The organism is Actinoplanes oryzae (assembly GCF_030757795.1).
In the GTDB taxonomy this organism is placed as follows: Bacteria; Actinomycetota; Actinomycetes; order Mycobacteriales; family Micromonosporaceae; genus Actinoplanes.
In genome coordinates this window covers 46,448-71,366 of record NZ_JAUQWH010000024.1, presented here as the reverse complement: position 1 = coordinate 71,366, position 24,919 = coordinate 46,448, and the positions used below count along the sequence as shown (strand labels likewise).

Here is a 24,919-nt window from a genome sequence, read left to right as displayed (position 1 = left end):
GCCCCGCCGCCGCCCAACACGCCCCCAGCCTGAAGCCGACCCCCGCAGCCGCCGCTCACCGCTTGGGACCGACCCCACCCCAAAAGCGCACCGCCTTGGGCCGAGCCCGCCCCGGAGGCGCACCGGACTGGGACCGAGCCCACCCGGACGCGCACCGCCTGCAGATCGTGCGGCACACCAGGATGACTCGAGCCCCGCTGGTCATTCTCCCGGGTCGAGGGGCAGCGCGCGCTCGCCCTGTGGACAACGGCCGTCTGTGGATGACGCCTCGCCGGCGGCTGCGGCCGGCACGAAGAGTTCGGGCAGGTCGATGACGTCGAAGACGCGGCGGACGATGCCCTTGGCCTCGACGAGGCGGAAGGTGATGCCCGCCTGCTGGGCGGCCAGATAGCCGTCGAGGATGGCGCCGATCGCCTCCGAGTCGATGAACGTCACGCCGCCCAGGTCGACGAGCAGCGTCCCCGGCCGGCCGTCACCGTCACCTTCGCCGTGGCCGCCGTGGCCGTCGCTGCCGCCGTCGCCATCACCGTGGCCGTGGCCGTGGCCGTGGCCGTGGCCGTGGATGATGGCGAACAGGGCGTCGTGCAGCGCGTCGCGGGCGCCGAGGTCGAACTCGCCCTCGAGGCGTACGCGTCGCACCGGAGCCGCGCCGGCGGCCTCCGAGATGATGGCGTAGCCGTCCTCGTCCACGGTTCCTTGTCTACCAGCAAACATTGGCCGTGCTCACCTTCCACCGGTCACGAATCGGCACCAGGCCACCCGCCACCGGCGACGGCTGCCATCACACCCGCTCACGACGTCGGCCCGCCGCCCCCGGAGGGACGACGGGCCGTGCGGTGTCGCGAGAGCGTCAGCGGCGCTTCTGGCCGCCGCTGGGGCGGTTGCCCGCGCCGCCGCCGCGGTTGGTGGTGCGCTTGGCGACCGGGCGGGCACCCGGGCGGGGCGTCGTGGGCGCGGGCGACCCGGCGTACGCCGGCACCTCGTCGCCCTCCTCCGCCGCCGAGCGGGTGCGCTCGCTGCGCGCCACGTCGCCGGAGCGGGCCGACGAGCGGCGGGCCAGGACGCGGGCGTTGTGGCTCTTGATCCGCGGCTCCTGGTCCTTGAGCGCGGCCAGCATCGGCGACGCGAACACGATCGAGGACAGGACGCCGAGGCCCATGCCGACGAACAGCACCAGGCCGAGGTCCTTCAGCGTGCCCGCGCCGAGCAGGCCGGCGCCGATGAAGAGCAGACCGCCGACGGGCAGGAGCGCCACCAGGCCGGTGTTGATCGAGCGCATCAGGGTCTGGTTGACGGCGAGGTTGGTGGCCTCGCTGTAGGTGCGGGTGCTGCCGCCCGTGATGCCCTTCGTGTTCTCCTGCACCTTGTCGAAGACGACCACGACGTCGTACAGGGAGAAGCCGAGGATCGTCAGGAAGCCGATGACCGTCGACGGGGTGACCTCGAAGCCGACCAGCGAGTAGACGCCCGCGGTCAGCACCAGGTCGAGGAGCAGCGACGAGACCGCCGCGACGGCCATGCGCCACTCGAAGCGGATGATCAGGTAGACCATCACCAGCACGAGGAAGATCACCAGACCGAGGACGGCCTGCCGGGTGACCTGGCCGCCCCACGCCGCCGAGACGCGGTCGTCACTGATCTGGTCGGCGGGGACGCCGAGGTCCTTGACGAGCTCGTCCTTGACCGCCGAGGCCTCGTCCTGGGACAGGGCGGCCGTCCGCACGGTGTAGCTCGCGTCGTTGCCCGAGCCGACCTGCTGGACCGTGCCGATGGTGTCCTCGTCGCCGGCGCCCGCGGCCTCCAGCGCGTCGGCCACCGCGGAGCGGGCGCCGTCGGTGCTCTGGACCGCGGCGGGCAGCGAGAACTGCGTGCCGCCGGAGAACTCGATGCCCAGGTGGAACCCGCGGAAGAGGAAGCTGCCGAGCGCGAGCACGACGAGCACCGCCGCGGCGATGAACCACATCTTGCGCCGGCCCACGATGTTCAGGTTGGCTTCGCCCCGGTAAAGGCGATCGGCAAGGCTGCCGGCGGCCATGTCAGGCCTCCTTCTCGGTCGGGGCGGCGCGCTTGACGGCGCGGCCGAGGCCGCTGACCCGCGGCGACATGAACGCCTTCGTACGCGCGAACATCGTCATGATCGGGTGCCGGAACAGGAACACCACGACCAGGTCGAGCACGGTGGACAGGCCCAGCGCGAACGCGAAGCCCTTCACCGCGCCGATCGACACGATGTAGAGCACGACCGCGGCCATGATGGTGATGGTGTTCGCGGAAATGATGGTACGCCGCGCCCGGGCCCACGCCCGCGGGACGGCGCTGCGGGCACTGCGCCCCTCGTGGAGCTCGTCCTTGAGGCGTTCGAAGTAGATGACGAACGAGTCCGCGGCGACACCTAGTGACACGATGAAACCGGCGATGCCGGCGAGCGTCAGCGTGAAGCCGGTGCTGCGGCCGAGCACGACCAGCGCGCCGAAGGTGAGCAGACCCGACAGCAGCAGGCTCAGGAAGATGACCGAGCCGAGCAGCCGGTAGTAGAAGAATGCGTAGATCGCGACCAGGCCCATGCCGATCGCGGCGGCGATCAGGCCGGCCTCGAGCTGCTGGATGCCCAGCGTGGCGGAGACGGTCTGGGCGCTCACCTGGGTGAAGGTGACGGGCAGGGCGCCGTACTTGATCTGGTCGGCCAGCTCGCGCGCCGTGGTGGCGTTGAACGAGCCGGTGATCTGCGACTGGCCGGTCAGCACGCCCTGGATCTCGGGCGCCGAGATGACCGTCTTGTCGAGGACCACGGCCACCAGGCAGTGGGTCGAGGTGCCCCCGGAGAGCGCCTGCGCGGCGGTGAGGCAGCTGTCGTCGGCGGCCGGCTGGAAGGCCTCCCGGGTCAGGTTCGCCCACTTGGTCTGGCCGGCGCTGGTGAAGTCGAGCGAGACGACCCACTGGCCGCCCTGCTGGTCGTACTGCGGGCTGGCGGTGTCGATGTCGGTGCCGACCACCTTGGCGACGTCGAGCAGCATCTTGGCGCCGGTCTGGCAGGCCACGACCTGCTGGTCGACCACGTCGATCGCGCCGGAGGGGCGCTTGTCGAGCTGGTCGCAGCTGATCGTCGGCACGTTGTACTGCATGGCGGCGGGCAGCGCGTTGACCTCCTCGGGGGTCAGCGTCGCGAACGCCTTGTACGGCTGGCCGGCGGTCGGGTCCGTGGAGAGGTCGACCGTGTCGGTCAGCTTCTCCGCCTGGGCCCAGATCTTGGCGCCGACCTTCTTCTCGATCGCGGCCCGCTGCTCCTTGATGTCGGCGGTGACCGGCGCGGGAGCCGCCGCACTCGCCGACGGGGCGGGAGCCGCGGAGGCACTCGCGCTGGGCGAAGGCGCCGGCGACGGGGCGAGCTCGACGCCCACGCCACCGCCCTGGCCCCCGGTCGACGCGGAGGGCGCGCTCGACGCGGCGGGGACGCTGGCCTTGGCCGACGCGGCGGCGGACGGCGCGGCGCTGCCGCTCGGGGCGGCCGACGGCGCGGCGGACGGCGGGTTGACCGCGGCGGCCGCGTTGTCACCGGTCGCCTTGACGACCTTGCGGAAGCGCATCTGCGCGGCCTGGCCGACGTTCTTCAGCTGGTCGTTGGCCTCGCCGGCGACGGACACCACGATGTTGCGGTTGCCCTCGACGACGACCTCGGCCTCGGCGACACCGAGCGCGTTGACCCGCTGGTCGATGATCTTGCGGGCCTCCTCCATGCTGGTCTCGTTGGGGACCTGGCCGTTGGCGAGCAGCGACGCCTCGTAGGTCGCCTGGGTGCCGCCGATCAGGTCGAGGCCCAGCTTGGGGTGCAGCCGCTCCTCGTAGCCCATCCCCTTGGTGCCCGGTCCCCAGAACACGAGCGCGTAGAGGATCGCGAAGAGGAGACCGAGAACGGCGAGCTGCCTCCCCGGATGCGGTTGGCCCTGTGGTGGTCGTGCCACGACGTTCGATCTCCTCGTGCTGAGAGCTGCCGCGGGAGCGCGGCGGCAGGTAGGGATGTGTGGGGCGTTCCGGCCGGTTTGCCCGGCGCCATTATCCACAACGCCGGGCCCTGCGCCCGACCCTGCGCCGGGCGAAAAGGCACAACGCCGGCCGGCCCACCCCGGGAACGGGCAGGCCGACCGGCGTCGCGGTCAGTCCTTCTTCTTGGTCTCCACGACCGGGCTCTGGATCGGCTCGTCGGCGGCGGGGACCTCCGGCTCGGCCGGCACGGGCTCCTCGGCCACGGCGGCCGCCGGCTCCTGCTTGAGCACCCGGGCGATGGCCGGACGGGCGTAGCGCGCGGTGACCCCGGGCGAGATCTCCAGCGTCACCACCTCGTCGTCCACCGAGACCACGGTGCCGTGCAGTCCGCCGATCGTGACGATCTCGTCGCCGGGGCCCAGCGCCGACTGCATGGCCTGCGCCTCGCGGCGCCGCTTCTGCTGCGGGCGGATCATCATGAAGTACATGACGCCGAAGAGCAGGACGATGAGCAGCAGCGGGATGAAGCTGCCACCCTCCTGCGCCTGGGCTGCATAGTTAAGCACGAGGTGACCTTCCGTGTGGCCTGCACCGCGGCTCGTGGCACACAATGCGGCAAGAGAGACGGCGGCGAGTCTAAACCCTGTTTCTGGGAACTTGATGGATGGCGCACGTCACGTTCACATCACGGAGAGATATCGCCGTTCCGTGTGAACAGGTCAGGCTGCTGCGCCGTGATGCTCCGGCCCTCCGGCGGCGTCTTGCCCAGGTGCAGCCACCCCGCGTCGGTCGCGACCCGCCCGCGCGGCGTCCGCGCCAGCAGCCCCGCCCGTACGAGAAAGGGCTCGCACACCTCCTCGACGGTGTCCGCCTGCTCCCCGACCGCGACGGCCAGCGTGGACAACCCGACCGGCCCGCCCCGGAACGACTCGATCAGCGCCCGCAGCACGGCCCGGTCCAGCCGATCCAGTCCCAGGTCGTCGACGTCGTACACCTTGAGCGCGGCCTTGGCCGTCGGAAGATCGACCACGCCGTCCCCGCGTACCTCGGCATAGTCCCGCACCCGCCGCAGCAGCCGGTTGGCGATGCGCGGCGTCCCCCGCGACCGCCCCGCGACCTCGGCCGCACCCTCCGGCGTGATCTCCACGCCCAGGATCCGCGCCGACCGCCGCAGCAGCAGATCCAGATCCGCCTGCGAATAGAAGTCGAGATGCGCCACGAACCCGAACCGGTCGCGCATCGGCCCGGACAGCAACCCGGCCCGCGTCGTCGCCCCGACCAGCGTGAACGGCTCCACGTCCAGCGGAATCGCGGTCGCCCCGGGCCCCTTGCCCACGACCACGTCCACCCGGAAGTCCTCCATGGCGCTGTAGAGCAGCTCCTCGGCCGGCTTCGCGATCCGGTGAATCTCGTCGATGAACAGCACGTCGCCCTCGGCCAGCCCGGTGAGGATCGCGGCCAGGTCCCCCGACCGCTCGATCACCGGCCCGCTGGTCGTCCGGATCCCCGTCCCCAGCTCCGCCGCCACGATGTTCGCCAGCGTCGTGTTGTGCACGACGAGGTCCTCGACCGTGAAGGTGTGATCGTCAGCGACGGTCAGGCACCGGCATTCGTGCAGGCCCGCGGGCTCCACCGAGGCAACCCGGTCGGGCGCGAGCCGCTCGTCGAAACGATCACGCCGAGGCGCCCACTCGCGCAGCCGCTCACCGCGCGCCCCGATCGGGGTGACCCGCTCGGCGAACCGCGCGGCGTCGTCCTGGCTGGTGACGCTCAGCCGCCACGACTCGTGCGGGCGGCCCTGGTACCGGCCCCGCTTCAGCTTCAGCCGCGACTGGATGCCGAGCCGCAGGAGCAGGTGCTGCACGTCCTGCAGCAACCCGTACGAGACGCTGTAGAACTCGATCACCACGTCGTAGCGATCGCGGCCCCGCCTGCTGACCGTTCCGTCGCAGGCGAAGTAGGCCGCAAGGAAGGCGCTGATCTGCCACTCGTCACCGCGATACACGAATTCGGGCACGCGCTTCGTCCACGCGGTCTTGCCCTCCAGACCGTGCTCACGGAGCCACGGCTTCAGGCCGGAAACCCGGATCAGCGAACTGCGGGCCGAGTTGGGCCGGGTGGTGAAGGAGTACTTGAGCCGCTCACAGGTCGCCCGGAAGTCCGCCAGCACGTCCTCGTCGCCGCCCGTGAAGGTGACCTGGTTGCTGGTGCAGCCGTCACCGATCAGGTAGCCCGCCAGGCGGAACTCGTCAGTGGTCTCCGTGCCGTCCGCGACGACGCCGGGCTGCAGCACGTTGGCGAGCACGTCGTCCGTGGTGAGGTCGCCGGCCTTGACCCAGCCCTCGGTCGTCCAGAACGGGTGGTCCGGCGCGGCGACGACCTCCCGGCCGGAGGTGGTGCGGATCCGTACGGAATCCAGCTCACCCTGCTCGTGCACGGCCAGCACCTCGGCCGGCTCGCCCGTCCGGGAGATGACCTGGTCGCCCGCGACGATGTCGCCGAGCCGCCGGCGCGTGCCGTCGGCCATGAGGACCCGGGCGTCGACGGACACCGGCTTCCCCAGGCCGGGCGGCCCGGAGAGGAGGATGTGGTCGGGGGCGGCGCCGCGCTTCATCGCGCCCTGGAGGAGGAGGTCGAGCTGGTCGCGGACGCGGTGCTGGGCGATGAAGTCGGCGAGGCGGCGCGGGCGGACGCTGGCTTCCGCGTCGAGGTCGGCGTCCTCGGCGTACGGGGAGACGAGGTCGTCGTCGCTCATCGCGTGCGTCCGAGCAGCCGGATCGCCTGGCGCAGCAGCACCGGTACGGGCGGGATCTCGCCGTCGATCGTCTCGCCGACCGCGGCGACGGCCTGGTCGGCCTGCTGGGCGGACCAGCCGAGGGCGAGCACACCCTGGCGCACCTGGTCCTGCCAGCCGCCGTGCAGCGCGCCGGCCACCCCGTCGGCGCCGGTGGAGACCATGCCGACCTTGTCGCGCAGCTCGAGGACCAGGCGCTCCGCGCCCTTCTTGCCGATCCCCGGTACGCGCGTCAGGGCGGCCGTGTCCCCGGAGGAGATCGCCCGGCGCACGGCCTCGGGCTGGTGCACCGCCAGCACGGCCTGGGCGATCTTCGGTCCGATGCCGCTCGCGGACAGCAGCAGTTCGAACAGGTGCTTCTCGTCGTCGTCGGCGAACCCGTACAGCGTGAGCGAGTCCTCCCGCACGATCAGGCTCGTCGCCAGCCGCGTCTCGGCACCCGCCTTGAGCGTGGCGAGCGTGCCGGGGGCGCACAGCACGGCCATGCCCACGCCGCCGACCTCGACGACGGCCCGGTCGGCGAAGATCGCGGCCACCACGCCGCGCACGCTGGCGATCATCAAACGGCTCCTGTCCTGCGGATCGTGCCCGGTCTGCGGGGCTTGGCGACGGCCGCGGCCTTGAGCGCGGCGGCCTGGATGCGGTCGCGGGTGCCGCCGCGCCAGATGTGGCAGATGGCGATGGCGAGCGCGTCGGCGGCGTCGGCGGGCCTCGGCGGCGCGTCGAGGCCCAGTAGCCGGGTCACCATGCTGGTCATCTGCGCCTTGCCGGCCGTACCGGATCCGGTGATCGCGGCCTTGACCTCGCTGGGCGTGTAGGTCTGCACGGGCAGCCCCGCCCGCGCCCCGGCCAGGATGCCGATGCCGCTGGCCTGGGCCGTGCCCGTGATCGTCTGGGTGTTGTGCTGGCTGAACACGCGCTCGACCGCCACGCTGTCCGGCTTGTGCTCGGCCACGAGGGCGGCGAGCGACGTGTCGAGGTGCAGCAGCCGCAGCGCGAGGTCCTCGTCGGGCTCGGAGTAGACCACGTAGTAGCCGACGAGCTTGCACGGCCGCCCGGGAAGCCCCTCCACGACGCCGACGCCGCACCGGGTCAGGCCGGGGTCGATGCCGAGCACCCGCACGGTTCCCCCTCATCCTCGGACGTGTGTTCGACACCCTAGTACGCCCGCCCCCGGCGCCCTCGTCCGCCACACCCGTCACTGCCTTGCGTCGTGACCTGGGTCACCGCAGCATGGAAGGGTGGCGTACCTCATCCCGCCCATGACCGACGAACCGCCCCCGGACTACCTGCGCTTCGCCGCCGCCCGGCGCGCCGCCCTGCACCACGAGGCCTTCGCCCTGGTCGGCGGCAACCACGAGGTCGGCGACGCGATCGCCATGGAGGTCCTCACCGACGTCGCCGGCCACTGGCGCCGCCTGACCTGGCGTACCCGCCTGACCCGCCGCGACGCGGCCACTCCCTACATCCGCCGCCGCCTGGAGAAACGCACCGGCCAGTGGCGCGAGGAGCAGCTCTATCCGGTCGAGGTCATCAAGCCCCCGCCACAGGCCGCCTCCGCCCGCCGGCCGGGCGCGTCGGTCGCCCTCCGCCTGGCCCCCCTGACCCCCACGACGGTACGCGACCCCGCCGCCGCCACGGCCGAAGCCGAGATCGCCTGGGTCCACGCCTACCGCCGCTCCCTGTGGTGGCGTTACGCCCGCGTCTGCGCCGCCTTCCTCCTGGCCCTCTTCTTCCTGATCCGTTTCATGGAACAAGCCTCCGGCACGGGCTGACCAGGGACTACGCGTTCCTGGCGCGGTACTCGGCCTCGAGCTCCGACAGCAATACGGAGCGCTCCCGCGCATACGCCGGCGTTGCGCCGACGAGGGACAGGCGGTGCTGGTGCACCTGGGCGTCGTCGTGCGAGCGATCCGGCGTCCGTTCGACGATCCAGTACTCGGGGATACCGCGCTCCGCGTACCAGTGGGCCTTGTCGCCGTACTCACCGTTGACCGAGTTCTCCGACACGACCTCGATGACCATGCGGAACGCGGACCCGGGAAGATTGGAGTAGTTGGCCGTCTCGGGCGGAAGAGCCGCCAGCACACCAACGTCGGGCAGACGGTTGTCACGAGGCTTCTCGCCCAGGACTCCCGTGTCCTGGAGTGCTTCGAAGCCGGCATTGCACAGCATGAAAACCAGTCGGCGCGCCATCACTTTGTGCCAGTAGGACGACGGCGTCATGATGACGAGATTTCCTTCGTGGAGTTCGTAGCGGAATCCCTTGGGCAGGGCGTCGAGATCCTCGACGTCCAGCGTCTCGAGCATCGACATGTCGAGATCTTCCATAACGGCGATCACCCCCTCACCATACTTGACGCGGGACCAGATGTCACTAGTCAACTGACTCATTCGGCGGACGGGACAGGGCCGACCCTGTTCACCGTACTGCGCATGCCCCCGGTCGGACGCCGGCAGCAGCGTCCCTCAGGCCGTCTTGGCACGATGTTCCGCTTCGAGGTCCGAGAGCAACAACGAGCGCTCGCGCAGGTACGCCGGCCCGGGCCCGCCGAGCGCGAGGCGGTGCTGGTGCACCTGGGCGTCGTCGTGCGAGCGAACCGGCGCCCGGTCGACGATCCAGTACTCGGGGATGCCCTGCTCGGCGTACCAGTGCGCCCGCCCGGTGTACTCCCCGTTCGGCCAAGGGCCCGACACGACCTCGACGATCAGGGGGTATGCCGAGCCCGGCAGGTGCGAGCAGTCGGCCACAGCGGCCGGGACGCCCGAGAAGACGCCGAGGTCGGGGATCCTGCTGTCGCGCGGGCGGGTGCCGCGGACGCCGGGGCCGGCGAACGCTTCGAGGCCGTCGCCGAGCAGCAGCGTGAGAACGCGCTGCACCATGCCCCGGTGCCACGGGGAGGGCCGCGGCGCGATGACGAGGGCGCCGTCGTGCAGCTCGTAGCGGTATCCCCGGGGCAACCGGACCAGGTCGTCGACGTCGAGCGTCTCGAGCTCGGACAGATGAAGGACGTTCACGCCGCCAGAGCTTCCTCGCCCGGGACTGGTCAGCTGACGAGAAGCGGGGCCGGCCCACGACAGGACCGGCCCCGCACCCGCGTCAGCTGACGAGAAGCGGGGGCCGGCCCGCGACCGGACCGGCCCCGCACCCGCGCTGGATCAGGCGTCGATGGCCGCCAGGATCTCGTCGCTCACGTCGGCGTTGGCGAAGATGTTCTGCACGTCGTCGCAGTCCTCGAGGACGTCGATGAGCTTGAACACCTTGCGGGCGCCCTCCTCGTCGACCGGGACGGTCATCGTGGGGACCAGGGAGGACTCGGCCGAGTCGTACTCGATGCCGGCATCCTGCAGGGCCTTGCGCACCGCCGGGAAGTCGGTCGGCTCGCTGACGACCTCGAAGCTGTCGCCCAGGTCGTTGATCTCCTCGGCGCCCGCCTCGAGCACCGCGAGCATCAGGTCGTCCTCGGAGAGGTCGCCCTTGGGGACGACGATGACGCCCTTGCGGTTGAAGAGGTAGGAGACCGAGCCGGCGTCGGCGAAGGTGCCGCCGTTGCGGGTCAGGGCCGTGCGGACCTCGGTCGCCGCGCGGTTGCGGTTGTCGGTGAGGCACTCGATGAGCAGCGCGACGCCGTTGGGGCCGTAGCCCTCGTACATGATCGTCTGCCAGTCGGCGCCGCCGGCCTCCAGGCCGGAGCCGCGCTTGACCGCGTTGTCGATGTTGTTGTTGGGGACGGAGCTCTTCTTCGCCTTCTGGATGGCGTCGTAGAGCGTCGGGTTGCCCGCCGGGTCACCGCCACCCGTGCGGGCCGCGACTTCGATGTTCTTGATGAGCTTCGCGAACATCTTGCCGCGCTTGGCGTCGATGACGGCCTTCTTGTGCTTGGTCGTCGCCCACTTGGAGTGGCCGGACATGCAAAACCTCCGTGTATCGCTACCGTGCGTCTGCGGCCTGGCGGACCATCTCGACGAAGTACCGGTGAACGCGGAGGTCTCCGGTGAGCTCCGGGTGGAATGCCGTGGCGAGCAGGTTGCCCTGCCGAACGGCGACAATCCTACCGGCGGCGGGCCCGTCCTTGACGCGGCCCAGCACCGTGGCATCCTCGGAGGTCTTCTCGACCCAGGGCGCCCGGATGAAAACCGCGTGAAAATCGCCCCCCGGGACGCCGTCGATGCCGACCGCCGCCTCGAACGAGTCGACCTGCCGCCCGAACGCGTTGCGCCGCACGGTCATGTCGATGCCGCCGAACGACTCCTGGTCCGGGCGGCCGTCCAGCACGGTCGCCGCGAGCATGATCATGCCGGCGCAGGAGCCGTACACGGGCATGCCGCCGGCGATCCGCTCGCGGATCGGCCCCATCAGCCCGAACGCCAGCGCGAGCTTGCTCATGGTCGTCGACTCGCCGCCCGGGACGACCAGGGCGTCGACGTCGTCGAGCTCCGCGGGCCGCCGGACGGGCCGGGCGAGGACGTCGCTGGCGGCGAGCGCGACCAGATGCTCCCGGACGTCCCCCTGCAGGGCGAGAACACCGATGTCCACGCTTGTCACCAGCCGCGCGAAGCGAGGCGGTGGGGCTGGGGGATCTCGTCGACGTTGATGCCGACCATGGCCTCGCCCAGCCCGCGCGACACCTTGGCGATCACGTCGGGGTCGTCGAAGAACGTCGTCGCCTGCACGATCGCCGACGCCCGCTGCGCCGGGTTGCCCGACTTGAAGATGCCCGAGCCGACGAAGACCCCCTCCGCGCCCAGCTGCATCATCATGGCCGCGTCCGCCGGGGTGGCGATCCCGCCCGCGGTGAACATGACGACCGGCAGCTTGCCCGCCGCGGCGACTTCCTTGACCAGCTCGTACGGGGCCTGCAGCTCCTTGGCGGCGACGAACAGCTCGTCCTCCGGCAGCGAGCCCAGCCGGCGGATCTCCGCCCGGATGGTGCGCATGTGCGTCGTGGCGTTCGAGACGTCCCCGGTGCCGGCCTCGCCCTTGGACCGGATCATCGCCGCGCCCTCGGTGATCCGCCGCAGGGCCTCGCCCAGGTTCGTGGCGCCGCACACGAAGGGGGCGGTGAAGGCCCACTTGTCGATGTGGTTGGCGTAGTCGGCGGGGGTCAGCACCTCGGACTCGTCGATGTAGTCGACCCCGAGCGCCTGCAGCACCTGCGCCTCGACGAAGTGGCCGATCCGGGCCTTCGCCATGACCGGGATGCTGACGGCGGCGATGATGCCGTCGATCATGTCGGGGTCGCTCATCCGGGAGACGCCCCCCTGGGCCCGGATGTCGGCGGGCACCCGCTCGAGCGCCATGACGGCGACGGCGCCGGCGTCCTCGGCGATCTTGGCCTGCTCCGGCGTGACCACATCCATGATCACACCGCCCTTGAGCATCTCGGCCATGCCGCGCTTGACGCGGGCTGTTCCGGTGGCGGGACGGGTGTCGGTCATGATGGCGCTCCTTACGGACGAAGTCGCCGCCACTCTAGAAGCGCGCCGGGCCGCTGCCGACAGCCAATCGACCCCCGGGTGGACTGCTCAGCCGAGGGGGACGGCCAGGCCCGTGGAGTCGTCCGGGGCCGGGCGCGGGGCCACGGTGACCGGCTCGAGCATCGTCGGGTCGACGATCTCGAAGTAGCGGGGGCGCTCGTAGCGGTGGGCCAGGCGCAGCAGGCGGACGACCGGGCGGCGGCGAGCGGTCAGGGCGTCGCGGACAAGGTCGGTGTGGACCTGGCGGGCGAGCCCGACGCGGCGGCTGGTGTCGATCAGGGCCCGGGTGGCCTCGTCGGCGGCGGTCAGCGGGACGACGCGCAGCTGGCGGGTCAGGTCGTTCTCGGCGGCTTCGCGCTCGTCGGCGCCGGCGTCGAGGGCGAGGCGGGCGGCGGCGTAGAGCTCGACGAAGTCGGTGCGCTCGGCCACGACGGCGGCCGCGGCGGCCCGGCGGACCAGATGGGCGTCGAGGGCCCGGGCGGCCGACTGGGCGCGCACGTGGACGCGCTCGACCCGGTGGGCCGTCCACGCCAGGTACGCCGCCAGCAGAACCACAGCCGCGACCGCACCCAGGACCCACCACATGCGGGGCATCGTAGTGCCTCCGCGCCCGCCGCGGTTACTCGCCGTGGCGTGGCCCTTGCCACTCCCCGGCGGCGAGGGCGTCCACGGACGGCTCGTCGATGACGCGGCCGTCGGTGGCCTCGATGGCCGCCTGGTAGACCTCCAGGACCCGCTGCGCGACGCTCGGCCAGTCGAAGGCCTGGACCGCCTCGCGGGCGCAGGAGGCCAGCTCGGCCCGGCGCGCCGGGTTGTCGAGCAGGTCACCGAGGAGACGTTCCAGGGCGCCGGCGTCGCCGGTGGGGAAGAGGGCGCCGGCCCGGCCGCCGTCGAGGACCCGGCGGAAGGCGTCAAGATCACTCGCTGCGATCGCCGCGCCGGCCGCCATCGCCTCGGTGAGGATCATGCCGAAGGACTCGCCGCCGGTGTTCGGCGCCACGTAGACGTCCACGCTGCGCAGCATGCGCGCCTTGTCCGCCTCGCTGACCAGGCCCAGGAACTCGACGCGGGGGTGCAGCGCCGGCGGGATGCCCTCGAACAGGTCGTCCCGGTCGCCCGGCCCGGCGACCAGCAGCCGCAGGCCCGGCCGGTGCGCGGCGAGCGCCACGAAGGCCGTACGCACATGGTCGAAGCCCTTGCGCGGCTCGGTGAACCGGCCCAGGAAGCCCAGCGCACCACCCTCGCCGGGCCACCCGGGCAGCGGGACCGCGCCGGCGAACTTGGCCACCGCCACGCCGTTGGGGATCTCGACCGCGCCGCCGCCGAGATGCTCGACCTGCACCTTGCGGGCGAGCTCGCTGACGGCGATGCGGGCGGTGATCTTCTCGACGACGAGCTGGAGCAGGCCCGCGGAGGCGGCGAGCGCGCGGGAGCGGGTCATCGCCGTGTGGAAGGTGGCGACGACCGGCCCGCGGGCGGCGAGCACCGCCAGCATCGACAGGCTCAGCGTCATGGGCTCGTGCACGTGCAGGACGTCGAAGTTGCCCCGCGAGATCCAGCGGCGCACCCGGCGGGTGGAGACCGGGCCGAAGGCGATGCGGGCCACCGAGCCGTTGTACGGCAGCGGCATCGCGCGGCCGGCCGGCACCACGTACGGCGGGAGCTCGCTGTCCTCGTCGGCGGGCGCGAGCACGCTGACGTGGTGGCCCAGCCCGATCAGTGCCTCGGCGAGGTCGACGATGTGGTTCTGCACACCGCCCGGCACGTCGAACGAGTAGGGCGAGACGATCCCGATCCGCACGAGCGCCACCTCAGACCCGGGCGGCGGAGTTGAGCCACAGTTTCTGCAGCATGTGCCAGTCCTGCGGGTGCGCGGCGATGCCCTGCTCGAAGGCGTGCGCGAGCCGTTGCGTCGCCTCGCGGACCCGGACGTCGAGGGCGCCCTCGGTGGGCAGCTCGACGCGGTGGATCCGCGCCATCGTCCGGTCCTCGGTGAACCAGATGTCCACGGCCAGCAGCGGCACGCCGGTGCGGATCGCGAGCAGCGCCGGCCCCGGGGGCATGCGCGTGCGCCCGCCGAAGAACTCGACCTCGACGCCGCGGGCGGACAGGTCGCGGTCGGCGAGCAGCGCGACGGCGTACCCCTGCTGGGCCTTTTCGGTCAGAACCTCCAGCGGCGGGCGCTCGCCGCCGGTGTGCGGGAGGACCTCCATGCCGAGCTTCCGGCGGTAGTCCAGGAAGCGCTCCGCCAGCCCCTCGGGCTTGAGCCGCTCGGCCACCGTGATCATCTTGTGCCCGCGCGACACCAGGTACGCCGCGGCGGCGTCCCAGTTGCCGACGTGCGGCAGGGCCAGGATGACGCCGCCCTCGGCCAGGATCGCGTCGAGCTCCGCCTCCTCGACCAGGTGGAAGTTGCGGATGTGGTCGCTCGTCGACTGCGACGGCAGCCGGAAGGCCTCCATCCAGTACCGGGCGTACGAGCGCAGGCCGTCGCGGACCAGGACGTCCAGCTCCGCCTCGGACGGCTCGGGGCCCACGACCTGGCGCAGGTTGCGCCGCAGCCGCTGGGTGCCCGGCCCGTTGCCCCTGGCCGCCCGGTCGGCCGCCGCCCGGAAGATCGCGCGCGCGGCCGGCAGCGGCAGCGTCCGCACGATCCGCCATCCGGCCGCGTACCCGAGCTCGGTGAGCCTGTCCTTCACGAGGGTTCCGGGGCGGGCCGGTCCGACTTCGCCGCGTGGATCAGCCGCTGGAAAACGGTGATCACGGAGAGCAGCGCCAGCACCCACAGCGCGGCCGGCAGGCCCCAGTCGAGGCCGAAGCCGCCCAGGATGCCGCCGACGCCGAGGATCAGCAGCCGCTCGAGGCGCTCGGCGATGCCGACGTCGGCGTCGAGGCCCAGGCTCTGCGCGCGGGCCTTCACGTACGAGACGACCTGGCCCCCGACGAGGCAGATCAGCGCGGCCCACCCCCCGTTGTACGGGTTGCCCTCCGCGAACAGGTAGTAGACGACGGCCGCGAACACGGCGCCGTCGGCGATCCGGTCCATCGACGAGTCCAGCAGGGCGCCGAAGTGGCCGCCGCCGCCCCGCATCCGGGCCATCGTGCCGTCGAGCACGTCGGTCAGGGCGGACGCGGTGACGATGAAGGTCCCCCAGAGGAGCTGGCCCCGGGCGCCGAACGAGGCGCCGATGAGCACGCCGACGGTGCCGGCGATGGTGACGGCGTTCGGCGAAACGCCGAGGCGCAGCAGGAGACGGGCGGTCGGATTGACGCCGTACGCGACGACGGCACGGGCGGGCACGCTGACGATCTTTGCCATGGCCGTCCCACCATAACGGCGCGCGACCACCGGCGATACCGCGCGCGTCACGCGTCGCCGGATCGTCATACAAGGGGTACCCGGCGCTCACGAAGGGTTGCGATCGCCACTGCGCTGGGTGTCAGATCGGAGGACAACTCCGAAACACCCGCGTAACAGCAGGCCACCGCGCACCGCCGGCTCCCGGTCCGGAAGAATGGCCGCCGTAAAGGGGGTCGAGGAGACACCAATGGCACAGAAGCCACAAGACACAGCCGGACCGGTGGTGACCGAGCCCGGCAGAGTACGCAACGTGGTGCTGGTCGGCCACTCCGGCGCGGGCAAGACCACGCTGGTGGAGGCCCTGCTGGCCGCCACCGGGACGATCCCGCGGGCCGGCACGATCGCCGACGGCACCACGGTCAGCGACCACGATCCGGCGGCCGTGCGGCAGCAGCGTTCCGTCGCCCTGGCGTGCGCCCCGCTCGTCCACGACGGGGTGAAGGTCAACCTGCTCGACACCCCCGGCTACGCCGACTTCGTCGGGGAGCTGCGCGCCGGCCTGCGGGCCGCGGACGCCGCGCTGTTCGTCGTCTCGGCCGTCGACGGCGTGGACGACGCCACCGTCGCGCTCTGGGAGGAGTGCGCCTCGGTCGGCATGCCGCGCGCGGTCGCCATCACCCGGCTGGACCACCCGCGCGCCGACTACGAGGGCACGCTGCAGGACTGCCAGGACGCGTTCGGCGAGAACGTTCTGCCGATCTACCAGCCGATGCTCGGCGACGACGGCGACTCGATCGCCGGGCTGATCGGGCTGGTCACGCTGCGGGTGCTGGACTACTCGGCGGGCTACCCGCCGGTCGAGGGCCAGGCCGAGACCAACCACATGATGCCGATCAAGGACGACCGGGACACCCTCATCGAGGCGATCATCGCCGAGAGCGAGGACGAGGACCTGATGGACAGGTACGTCGCCGGCGAGCTGATCACCACGGCCACCCTGATCCCGGACCTGGAGAAGGCCGTGGCGCGCGGCACCTTCCACCCGGTGATCCCGGTCTGCGCCGGCACCGGCGTCGGCCTGGACGCGCTGCTCGACGGGCTCGTGAACGCGGCGCCCTCGCCCCTGGAGCACGACCTGCCCGTCGTCACCGGCGTCGACGGCAGCCCGCGCCCGCCCCTGACCTGCGACCCGGACGGGCCGCTGGTCGCCGAGGTCGTCCGGACGACCATCGACCGGCACGTCGGCCGGGTCTCCCTGGTCCGGGTGTTCTCCGGCACGCTGCGCCCCGAGCAGGTGCTGCACGTCTCCGGCCACGGCCTCACCGAGCGCGGCCACCCCGACCACGACACCGACGAGCGGGTCGCCCACGTCTACTCCCCGCTCGGCGCCCAGCTGCGCGAGGTCGCCGCCTGCGTCGCCGGCGACCTGTGCGCGATCACCAAGTCGGGCAGCGCCGAGACCGGCGACACCCTCAGCGCCAAGGACGACCCGCTGCTCATGGAGCCGTGGGTCATGCCGGAGCCGCTGCTGCCCATCGCGGTGGTCGCCAAGTCCCGCTCGGACGAGGACGCCCTCGCCAAGAACCTCGCCCGCCTGGTCGCCGGCGACCCCACCCTGCGCCTGGACCGCAACCCCGACACCCACCAGCTGGTCCTCTGGTGCATGGGCGAGGCCCACGCCGAGGTGGTCCTCGACCGGCTGCGCTCCGGCGGCGTCGACCTCGACACCGAACCGGTCCGGGTCGCCCTGCGCGAGACCTTCACCACCCCGGCGAAGGGCCACGGCCGGCACGTCAAGCAGTCCGGCGGCCACGGCCAGTACGCCGTCTGCGACCTCGTCGTCGAACCCCTCCCCCGCGGCTCGGGCTTCGAGTTCGTGGACAAGGTCGTCGGCGGCGCCGTCCCGCACAACTACATCCCGTCGGTGGAGAAGGGCGTCCGCGCCCAGCTCGACCGCGGCCTCGCCGCCGGCCACCCCGTCGTCGACGTCCGCGTGACCCTGGTCGACGGCAAGGCGCACAGCGTCGACTCCTCCGACGCCGCCTTCCAGACCGCCGGCGCCCTGGCCCTGCGCGAGGCCGCCGACCAGGGTCAGATCACCCTGCTCGAGCCGCTCGACGAGATCGTCGTCCGGGTCCCCGACGACTACGTCGGCCCGGTCATGAGCGACCTCTCCGGCCGCCGCGGCCGCCCGCTCGGCACGGACACCGACGACGACGGCCACGCCCTGGTCCGCGCCGAGGTGCCGGCGACCGAGCTCGTCCGGTACGCGGTCGAGCTGCGCGCCCTCACCTCGGGAGCGGGCACCTTCACCCGCACGTACCTCCGCCACGAGCCCATGCCCGCCCACCTCGCCGACGCCGCCCGTAAGGAGCACGCCACGCGCTGACCCTGCCCGTCCCCGTGCGAGCGCCGGCCGGCTTTCCGGGCCGGCGACTCGCCGGGGACGCTGTCGGCAGACGCCGACGGCGGTGACCCGAAGACCGACATCGCGGCGAACAGGGCGCGCCCAGTAGGGCTTTGTCGCCTTCAGCCGCTCGAAAGTGACAAGCCCTGCTAGGACAGGTCGACGGCGTTGGCCGCCACGTGCAGGGGCTTGGTCACCTGGTCGATGATCTGGCGCTTCCACGGGTTGAAGCGCAGCGTCCGCATCCCGTAGTTCCGGAACGCCAGGGACCAGCGCCCGCCCGGCACCATGTCGCCGGCCATCTTGCGGCCGTAGGCGAGGTTCTTCTCCGCGTACGGCCGCATGACCGTCTCGTACCGGTCGAAGGCGGCCGCGTGGTCGTCCGTCGCGGCCAGGGCGCGCCCCAGCACGTACGCCCCCACCAGCGCGAGGCTCGTCCCCTGCCCCGCGGCCGGCGACGGGCAGTAGGCGGCGTCCCCGAGCAGCGCGACCCGTCCCGCCGAGTAGTGCGGCAGCTCGACCTGGCTCAAGGAGTCGAAGTACGGCTCGGGCCCGGCGTCGAGCGCGTCCAGGAACGAGTCGACCCGCCAGCCCATGCCCGCGAACCGCTCGCGCAGCACCTGCTTAGGCCGGACCGGGCCGAGCGGCGTGGACGCGAAGACCATCCCCACGCGCGCCGGGTCGCCCGGCCCGGTCTGATAGGCGAAGACCATCCGCCCCGGGTCGCTGAAGAAGACCTCTTCGCGGTCCAGGCCGAGGTCCAGGGGCACGTCGAAGATCGAGATGTACGCACCCAGGTGCCGCAGCGGCACCTCCCCGAGCACCGAGCGCCGGGTCGCCGAGTGCAGCCCGTCCGCACCGACGACCAGGTCGAAGCGCCGGGAGCCACCGGACGCGAACGTCACGTCCACCCCGCCGGGGGTCTCCCGCAGCGAGGCGATCGAGTCGCCGAAGACGATCGGCTCGCCGCCGGCCAGGATCTTGACCAGGTCGGTGCGCATGATCTCGAGGTCGTCGCCGCGGCGGCCCATGAGCAGGTCGGCGTCGAGCGTGGCGATCCGGCCGCCGTCCGCCCGGACGTAGGTGACCGTGCGCATCCCGGTGTCCGCCGCCCGGGCTGCCTCGAACAGGCCCATGCGCTTGAGCACTTCGACCGCGGAACCGCGTACGTCCACCTTGTAGCCGCCGTCCCGCAGAGCCGGCGCCCGCTCGACCACCGTCGGCCGCAGCCCGCCGCGGCGCAGCCAATGCGCGAGGGCCGGCCCGGCGAGCCCCGCCCCGGAAATCAGTACCTCTCGCTGTCCCATGCCGGAACTATACATACGTCTTATACGCTTGTATAGATTCTAGGATGTCGCCCATGGGACACCGCGAGAACCTCCTCGAAGGCGCCAAGCGCTGCCTCGCCGAGAAGGGCTATGCGAACACGACCGCGCGCGACATCGTCGCGGTGTCCGGGGCGAACCTCGCGTCGATCGGCTACCACTACGGCTCGACCCAGGCGCTCATGACCGCGGCCATGCTCAGCTCGATCGAGGAGTGGGGCGACGCGATCGGCGCCGCGCTGGCCGGCGGCCCGGACGACGACTCGCCCGACCCGCTGGTGCGCTACTGGCGGCGGGTGCTGGGCACGCTCGAGACCCAGCGTGCGCTCTGGGTGGCCAGCGTCGAGGCGTGGGTGCAGGCGGAGCACCAGCCCGAGCTGCGGGCCCAGCTGGCCGCCGGGCTCCAGCAGGGCCGCAGCGGGCTGGCCGCGATGCTGACCGGCACGCCGGAGGACGGCCTGGACGAGGAGACCGTACGCGGGCTGGGCTCGGTCGCGATGGCGCTCATGTCCGGCGTCATGGTCCAGTGGCTCACCGACCCGGCGCACGCCCCGTCCGCCGAGCAGATCGCCGCCGGCGTCCGCGCCCTCGCCGGCCTGTAACGCTCAGGAAGAGCCGCCGCCGGCCGATGCGCAGGCCCATGATCGTGCTGCTGTGCGCCGGCGCCCTCCTCCTGCTGGCCGGCATCCCGCTCGTGGCCCTGCGACGCCGGCGCCCCGCCGAGGAACCGGTCGCCACGGCGCAGTGGCAGCTCGAACTCCACTACCAGCCGATCTTCACCGCCGCCGGCGACGTCCGCGAGCTCGAGGCGCTGCTCCGCTGGCACCACCCCGAGCACGGCCCGCGCCCCGCCGGGGCGTTCCTCGACTCGGGCAACCGGGAGCTGACGGCCCGGATCCTGCGCGCCGCGACGACGGCGGTGGCCGGGTGGCGTACGCAAGGTCACGAGGTCCGGGTCGTGGTCAACCTGGCGGCGGACGACCTGCTCGACGAGGGCCTGCCCGCCCTGGTGACGGAGAGCACCGCGCGGGCCGGGCTGCCCGCCGACGCGATCGCGGTGGAGTTCAAGGAGTCCGCGCTGGCCCGCGACCCGGACGCCGCGACGCGGGCGCTGACCCGGCTCGCCGGGGCGGGCATCGCCGTGGACCTCGACGGCGTCGGCGCCGGGGCGACCCACTGGCTGACGGTCGCGCAGGCCCCCGTGAGCCGGTTGCGCCTGGACCGGGAGCTGGTCCGCCTGCTGCCGGAGAGCATGGCCGCCGAGCGGATCGTCGCCGGCCTGCTCGGCATCGCCCGTGACCTCGGCCTGGACGGTGTCGCCGTCGGCGTGGAGAGCCGGGCCGCCGCGGCGCAGCTCATCGCGCTGGGCGTGGACGGGCTGCAGGGTTACGGCCTGGCCCGCCCGCTGCCCGCCCCCGCGGTCGGCGCCTGGCTCACGAACTGGCGGGAACTGAGGTCCACGCCTTCGCCAGCAGCTCTCTCGTGTCGCCGAGCAGCTGAGGCAGGATCTTCGTCCGGCCGATCACCGGCATGAAGTTGCCGTCGCCGCCCCACCGGGGCACCACGTGCTGGTGCAGGTGCGCGGCGATGCCCGCCCCGGCGACCGCGCCCTGGTTCATGCCCAGGTTGAAGCCGTGCGGGCTGCTCGCCTGCCGGATCGCCCGCATCGCCCGCCGCGTGAAGGCCGCCAGCTCCACCGTCTCCGCCTCGGTGAGGTCGGTGTAGTCGGCCACGTGCCGGTAGGGGCAGATCAACAGATGACCCGGGTTGTACGGGTAGAGGTTGAGCACCGCGTAGACCAGCTCGCCCCGCGCCACCACCAGGCTCTTCTCCGGAGGCAGCCCGGTCGCCAGGCAGAAGGGGCAGCCCGTCGGCTCCTCGTAGCCCTCCTCGGCGGCGCGGTCCTCCCCGGTGACGTAGCCCATCCGGTGCGGCGTCCACAACCGTTCCAGCCCGTCGGGTTCCCCTGGCGTCTCGCTCACGCCCACACATTAATCGCACAGCAGATCCAAGGCTCGCGGCGTCTGCATGGTGAAGAGTGACCATCGGCGGAAGGCCGGATGAGATTCGAGGAGTTCGCCGCGGCGCGATCCCCCGCGCTGCTGCGTTACGCGATGCTGCTCAGCGGCGATCGCGAGCAGGCCCGGGACCTGGTGCAGGAGGTGCTCACCCGGGCCCTGGTGAAATGGCGGCGCATCGAGGGGACCGACGAGCCCTACGCGTACGTGCGCCGCATGCTCACCAACGAGTACCTCTCGTGGCGCCGCCGCCGCAAGCTGGCCACCGTGCCGCTGCAGGAGGACCTGGACCGGCCGGCCGAGCAGGGCCCCGAACACGGCACCGCCCTGTGGAACCTGCTCGCCCGGCTCCCCCGGCAACAGCGCGCGGTGCTGGTCCTGCGCTACTACGAGGGGCTGACCGACGACGAGATCGCCGGGGTCCTGGGCTGCCGCGGCGGCACCGTCCGCGGCTACGCGAGCCGGGCCCTGGCCGCCCTGCGCATCGAGATCACCGGCGACCGGCTCGAGGAGGTCCTGCCGTGACCAGCATCAACGACCTGCTCGACACCCTCGACCGGCAGGCGGCGCACGCCCCCGCCGCCGACGGCCTGATCGAGGGCGCCTACGCCGGCGCCGCCCGCATCCACCGCCGCCGCAAGCTCACCGCCACCCTGGCCGCCGCGGCCGCCGTCGTGGCCGTCGCCGCCGGCATCCCGGCGGTCCGGCACTTCCAGGCCGCCCCGCCGCCCCCGGCCGCGGTCACCCACCGCACCGCGGGCCAGCTGACCGTGGAGCTGACCCCCGGCGCCGGTTTCCGGGTGATCTCCGTCCAGAGCACCGCGCAGCGCCAGAGGCTCGGGGTGGCCCGGGACGGCTCGGCACTGACCTGGTCGGTGTCCGTGTACGAACCGGGCGAGTTCGACCCGTCGACCATGCCCGCCGGCGAGCCGGTGCGCATCGGCGACCACGACGCCCGGGTCATGCCGGACCTGCTGCAGGAGGTGCTCGACGACATCGACCAGACCCATGCCCTGGCAGGCAAGCAGCGGGCCCTGGCCTGGCAGAACGCCGACGGATCCTGGGTGACCGTCGAGACCGGCGGCACCACCGAGGAGGACCGGGCGACCCTGTTCGCCCTCGGCGCGGCAGTGCGCACCCGGACGCCCGTGGCGCCCTCGGGGCCGCTGCAGCTGGCCCGGCTGCCGGAGGGCTACGCCCCGATGCGCGTCACCGTCGGAGCCGACCCGCTCAGGATCCAGACGCTGCTGCTCGGACCGCCCGGGACGATCGAGTCGGCTCCTCCCGGCAGCCCGAGCATCATCTCCTTCCGGATCTATCCGAAGGATCCGGAAGGGGCCACCCTCATCCTTCCGGCCGAGACGAAGGGCGCGCCGACCGGCACGGTCGAGGGGCTGCCGGCCTGGTACGTGGTGGACGACGGGAAGGAGCCGGTGCTCTGGGTGCGCGGTGCGACCTGCTGGTTCACGGTCGGCGCCGACAACGTCGCCTCCCTGCCGGCCGAGCAGAGTCTCGCCCTGTTCAGCGGTGCCACGTTCGGCTCGTGCGACAGCCGGGAGGACTGGGGACCCATGACCCCGTAAGACCTTGCCGGGTACGGGGCTGCGGCCTCGTACCCGGCAAGGGTCTCAGGCAGTCGGGCCCACGTTGGTGCGCGAGCGGACCACCTCGGCCACGTGGGCGATGGCCTCGTCGAGCGGGACGTTGTTGCGCTGCGAGCCGTCGCGGTAGCGGAAGGAGACCGTGCCGCCGCTCACGTCGTCGTCGCCGGCGATCGCCATGAAGGGGATCTTCTGCTGCTGGGCGGTGCGGATCTTCTTCTGCATGCGGTCGGTGGAGTGGTCGACCTCGGCGCGGATGCCCTGCTTGCGCAGCCGGTCGACGAACTCCTGCAGGTAGTCGCCGTGGTCGTCGCGGATCGGGATGCCGACGACCTGCACCGGGGCGAGCCACGCCGGGAAGGCGCCCGCGTAGTGCTCGACCAGCACGCCGAGGAAGCGCTCGATCGACCCGAACTTCGCCGAGTGGATCATCACCGGCTCCTGGCGGGTGCCGTCGGCGGCCTGGTACTCCAGGCCGAAGCGGGCCGGCTGGTTGAAGTCGTACTGGATGGTCGACATCTGCCAGGTGCGGCCGATGGCGTCCTTGGCCTGCACGCTCATCTTCGGGCCGTAGAAAGCCGCGCCGCCCGGGTCGGCCACCAGCTGCAGGCCGGACTCGGTGGCCACGTCCTCGAGCACCTTCGTGGCGATCTCCCACTGCTCGTCGGAGCCGATGAACTTGTCGCTCTCCGGGTCGCGGGTGGACAGCTCGAGGTAGAAGTCGTCGAGCCCGAAGTCGCGCAGCAGCGACAGGACGAAGTTGAGCAGGTGCTTGATCTCACCCGGGGCCTGCTCCGCGGTCACGTACGAGTGGCTGTCGTCCTGGGCGAAGCCGCGCACCCGGGTCAGGCCGTGGATGACGCCCGACTTCTCGTAGCGGTAGACCGAGCCGAACTCGAAGAGCCGCAGCGGCAGCTCCCGGTAGGACCGCCCGCGCGACCGGTAGATCAGGTTGTGCATCGGGCAGTTCATGGCCTTGAGGTAGTAGTCCGCCCCCTCCATGTGGCTCGGGGGGAACATCGTGTCCTTGTAGTACGGCAGGTGCCCGGAGGTGTGGAACAGCCCCTCCTTGCTGATGTGGGGCGTGCCGACGTACTGGAAGCCCTCCTCGATGTGCCGCGCGCGGACGTAGTCCTCCATCTCGCGCTTGATCACACCGCCCTTGGGGTGGAAGACGGGCAGGCCGCTGCCGATCTCGTCGGGGAAGCTGAAGAGGTCGAGCTCGGTGCCGAGCTTGCGGTGGTCGCGGCGCTCGGCCTCGGCGAGCCGGGTCTGGTACGCCTTGAGGTCGTCGCGGCTGGCCCACGCGGTGCCGTAGATGCGCTGCAGCTGCGGGTTCTTCTCACTGCCCCGCCAGTACGCCGCGGCGGAGCGCATGAGCTTGAACGCCGGGATGAGCCGGGTGCTGGGCAGGTGCGGGCCACGGCACAGGTCGCCCCACACCCGCTCGCCCTTGCGGTCGATGTTGTCGTAGTGGGTCAGCTCCCCGCCGCCCACCTCCATGACCTCGCTGTCGTCGACGTCGCCCTTGATGTCGACGAGCTCCAGCTTGTAGGGCTCGTGCGCCAGCTCGGCCTTCGCCTCGTCGAGACTCGCGTACTCCCGGCGGCGGAATGTCTGCCCGCTCTTGACGATCTCCTGCATCTTCTTCTCGAGCTTGCCGAGGTCGTCGGGCTGGAACGGCTTCTCGACGTCGAAGTCGTAATAGAACCCGTCGGTGATGAACGGCCCGATCCCGAGCTTGGCCTCCGGGAAGGTCGCCTGCACCGCCTGCGCGAGCACGTGCGCGGTCGAGTGCCGCAGCACATTGAGCCCGTCCGGCGTGTCGAGCGCCACCGGCTCGACCTCGGTGTCGGCGGCGGGCGCCCAGTCCAGGTCGCGCAGCCGGCCGCTCGGGTCCTTCACCACGACGATCGCCTTCGGACCGTTGCTGGGCAGGCCCGCGGCGGCCACCGCGTCGGCCGCCGTCGTCCCGGCGGCTACGACGAGAGCGTCGGACACGGTGGTTCTCCTT

The 24,919-nt window shown here is 72.1% G+C and carries 25 protein-coding genes and 1 pseudogene; 6 read left to right on the top strand and 20 right to left on the bottom strand.

All coding sequences use genetic code 11. From position 1 onward, the window contains the following. Positions 1-201: 201 nt before the first annotated feature. The 8 genes and pseudogenes from RBH18_RS11385 to ruvC form a co-directional block, all read right to left on the bottom strand. Positions 202-690 (bottom strand): STAS domain-containing protein, encoded by a 489-nt coding sequence (locus RBH18_RS11385; RefSeq protein ID WP_306206681.1) that lies wholly within the window; start codon positions 688-690, stop codon positions 202-204. Between the two features lie 160 nt (positions 691-850). After that, positions 851-2,035 (bottom strand): protein translocase subunit SecF, encoded by a 1,185-nt coding sequence (gene secF / locus RBH18_RS11380; protein WP_306206679.1) that lies wholly within the window; start codon positions 2,033-2,035, stop codon positions 851-853. Between the two features lies 1 nt (position 2,036). Continuing rightward, a complete protein-coding gene (gene secD / locus RBH18_RS11375) occupies positions 2,037-3,959 on the bottom strand; it encodes a protein translocase subunit SecD (protein WP_306206677.1) in 1,923 nt (640 codons plus the stop codon). Positions 3,960-4,151: 192 nt separating this feature from the next. Then, a complete protein-coding gene (gene yajC / locus RBH18_RS11370) occupies positions 4,152-4,547 on the bottom strand; it encodes a preprotein translocase subunit YajC (RefSeq protein ID WP_306206675.1) in 396 nt (131 codons plus the stop codon). Between the two features lie 119 nt (positions 4,548-4,666). Next, entirely contained in the window at positions 4,667-6,508 is a 1,842-nt protein-coding gene (gene ruvB, locus RBH18_RS44100; RefSeq protein WP_372338900.1) for a Holliday junction branch migration DNA helicase RuvB, read from the bottom strand. 17 nt (positions 6,509-6,525) lie between these two features. Further along, positions 6,526-6,736: pseudogene (locus RBH18_RS11355) on the bottom strand (Holliday junction branch migration DNA helicase RuvB); the annotation flags it as partial. After that, entirely contained in the window at positions 6,733-7,335 is a 603-nt protein-coding gene (gene ruvA / locus RBH18_RS11350; protein WP_306206673.1) for a Holliday junction branch migration protein RuvA, read from the bottom strand. The pseudogene RBH18_RS11355 and the gene ruvA, both read right to left, overlap by 4 nt. Then, positions 7,335-7,898 carry a crossover junction endodeoxyribonuclease RuvC gene (gene ruvC / locus RBH18_RS11345; protein WP_306206672.1) on the bottom strand — a complete coding sequence of 188 codons (564 nt, stop codon included), beginning with the start codon at positions 7,896-7,898 and terminating at the stop codon, positions 7,335-7,337. The genes ruvA and ruvC overlap by 1 nt, the downstream gene beginning before the upstream one ends. A gap of 118 nt (positions 7,899-8,016) precedes the next feature. Here ruvC and RBH18_RS11340 point away from each other — a divergent pair, with 118 nt between their 5' ends. Next, positions 8,017-8,550, top strand: a complete 534-nt coding sequence (locus RBH18_RS11340) for a hypothetical protein (protein ID WP_306206670.1) — start codon at positions 8,017-8,019, stop codon at positions 8,548-8,550. A 7-nt stretch (positions 8,551-8,557) separates the two neighbouring features. Here the strand turns inward: RBH18_RS11340 and RBH18_RS11335 are convergent, their stop codons facing one another. From RBH18_RS11335 to pgsA, 9 genes are all read right to left on the bottom strand, one after another. After that, positions 8,558-9,118: a Uma2 family endonuclease gene (locus tag RBH18_RS11335; RefSeq protein ID WP_306206668.1), complete on the bottom strand. Its 561-nt coding sequence runs from the start codon at positions 9,116-9,118 to the stop codon at positions 8,558-8,560. A 126-nt stretch (positions 9,119-9,244) separates the two neighbouring features. Continuing rightward, complete coding sequence (locus tag RBH18_RS11330; protein WP_306206666.1) at positions 9,245-9,793, bottom strand: Uma2 family endonuclease; 549 nt, start codon at positions 9,791-9,793, stop codon at positions 9,245-9,247. Between the two features lie 141 nt (positions 9,794-9,934). Beyond that, complete coding sequence (locus tag RBH18_RS11325; protein WP_306206664.1) at positions 9,935-10,687, bottom strand: YebC/PmpR family DNA-binding transcriptional regulator; 753 nt, start codon at positions 10,685-10,687, stop codon at positions 9,935-9,937. Between the two features lie 19 nt (positions 10,688-10,706). Further along, the gene (pdxT, locus tag RBH18_RS11320; RefSeq protein WP_306206662.1) at positions 10,707-11,321 is read right to left on the bottom strand and encodes a pyridoxal 5'-phosphate synthase glutaminase subunit PdxT; all 615 of its coding nucleotides are present in this window, start codon (positions 11,319-11,321) and stop codon (positions 10,707-10,709) included. After that, positions 11,318-12,214 (bottom strand): pyridoxal 5'-phosphate synthase lyase subunit PdxS, encoded by an 897-nt coding sequence (pdxS, locus tag RBH18_RS11315; protein ID WP_306206660.1) that lies wholly within the window; start codon positions 12,212-12,214, stop codon positions 11,318-11,320. Before pdxS ends, pdxT begins: the two co-directional genes overlap by 4 nt. An 87-nt stretch (positions 12,215-12,301) precedes the next feature. Then, positions 12,302-12,847 (bottom strand): hypothetical protein, encoded by a 546-nt coding sequence (locus RBH18_RS11310; RefSeq protein WP_306206658.1) that lies wholly within the window; start codon positions 12,845-12,847, stop codon positions 12,302-12,304. A 25-nt stretch (positions 12,848-12,872) separates the two neighbouring features. Further along, positions 12,873-14,054, bottom strand: coding sequence for a glycosyltransferase family 4 protein (locus RBH18_RS11305; RefSeq protein ID WP_306206656.1), 1,182 nt, complete (start codon positions 14,052-14,054; stop codon positions 12,873-12,875). A 10-nt stretch (positions 14,055-14,064) separates the two neighbouring features. Next, the gene (locus RBH18_RS11300) at positions 14,065-14,952 is read right to left on the bottom strand and encodes a phosphatidylinositol mannoside acyltransferase (RefSeq protein WP_306206654.1); all 888 of its coding nucleotides are present in this window, start codon (positions 14,950-14,952) and stop codon (positions 14,065-14,067) included. Beyond that, entirely contained in the window at positions 14,949-15,572 is a 624-nt protein-coding gene (gene pgsA, locus RBH18_RS11295) for a phosphatidylinositol phosphate synthase (RefSeq protein WP_306206652.1), read from the bottom strand. Before pgsA ends, RBH18_RS11300 begins: the two co-directional genes overlap by 4 nt. 229 nt (positions 15,573-15,801) lie before the next feature. Here pgsA and RBH18_RS11290 point away from each other — a divergent pair, with 229 nt between their 5' ends. Continuing rightward, positions 15,802-17,943: an elongation factor G-like protein EF-G2 gene (locus RBH18_RS11290; RefSeq protein WP_306206650.1), complete on the top strand. Its 2,142-nt coding sequence runs from the start codon at positions 15,802-15,804 to the stop codon at positions 17,941-17,943. A gap of 167 nt (positions 17,944-18,110) precedes the next feature. Here RBH18_RS11290 and RBH18_RS11285 read toward each other — a convergent pair whose 3' ends face one another. After that, the gene (locus RBH18_RS11285) at positions 18,111-19,268 is read right to left on the bottom strand and encodes an FAD-dependent monooxygenase (protein WP_306206648.1); all 1,158 of its coding nucleotides are present in this window, start codon (positions 19,266-19,268) and stop codon (positions 18,111-18,113) included. A 53-nt stretch (positions 19,269-19,321) separates the two neighbouring features. On the opposite strand from RBH18_RS11285, the gene RBH18_RS11280 reads away from it, so the two are divergent. After that, entirely contained in the window at positions 19,322-19,888 is a 567-nt protein-coding gene (locus RBH18_RS11280) for a TetR/AcrR family transcriptional regulator (protein WP_306206646.1), read from the top strand. Positions 19,889-19,926: 38 nt separating this feature from the next. Beyond that, entirely contained in the window at positions 19,927-20,820 is an 894-nt protein-coding gene (locus RBH18_RS11275; protein WP_306206644.1) for an EAL domain-containing protein, read from the top strand. Here RBH18_RS11275 and RBH18_RS11270 read toward each other — a convergent pair. After that, entirely contained in the window at positions 20,720-21,211 is a 492-nt protein-coding gene (locus RBH18_RS11270; protein WP_306206687.1) for an HIT family protein, read from the bottom strand. The two genes, RBH18_RS11275 and RBH18_RS11270, sit on opposite strands and share 101 nt — an antisense overlap. Positions 21,212-21,346: 135 nt before the next feature. On the opposite strand from RBH18_RS11270, the gene RBH18_RS11265 reads away from it, so the two are divergent. Both RBH18_RS11265 and RBH18_RS11260 read left to right on the top strand, forming a co-directional pair. Beyond that, a complete protein-coding gene (locus RBH18_RS11265; RefSeq protein ID WP_306206642.1) occupies positions 21,347-21,829 on the top strand; it encodes a SigE family RNA polymerase sigma factor in 483 nt (160 codons plus the stop codon). Then, positions 21,826-22,887 (top strand): hypothetical protein, encoded by a 1,062-nt coding sequence (locus RBH18_RS11260; RefSeq protein WP_306206640.1) that lies wholly within the window; start codon positions 21,826-21,828, stop codon positions 22,885-22,887. Before RBH18_RS11265 ends, RBH18_RS11260 begins: the two co-directional genes overlap by 4 nt. A gap of 45 nt (positions 22,888-22,932) precedes the next feature. On the opposite strand, the gene thrS is transcribed toward RBH18_RS11260, so the two are convergent. Continuing rightward, positions 22,933-24,906 (bottom strand): threonine--tRNA ligase, encoded by a 1,974-nt coding sequence (gene thrS / locus RBH18_RS11255; RefSeq protein WP_306206638.1) that lies wholly within the window; start codon positions 24,904-24,906, stop codon positions 22,933-22,935. Between the last annotated feature and the right edge of the window lie 13 nt (positions 24,907-24,919).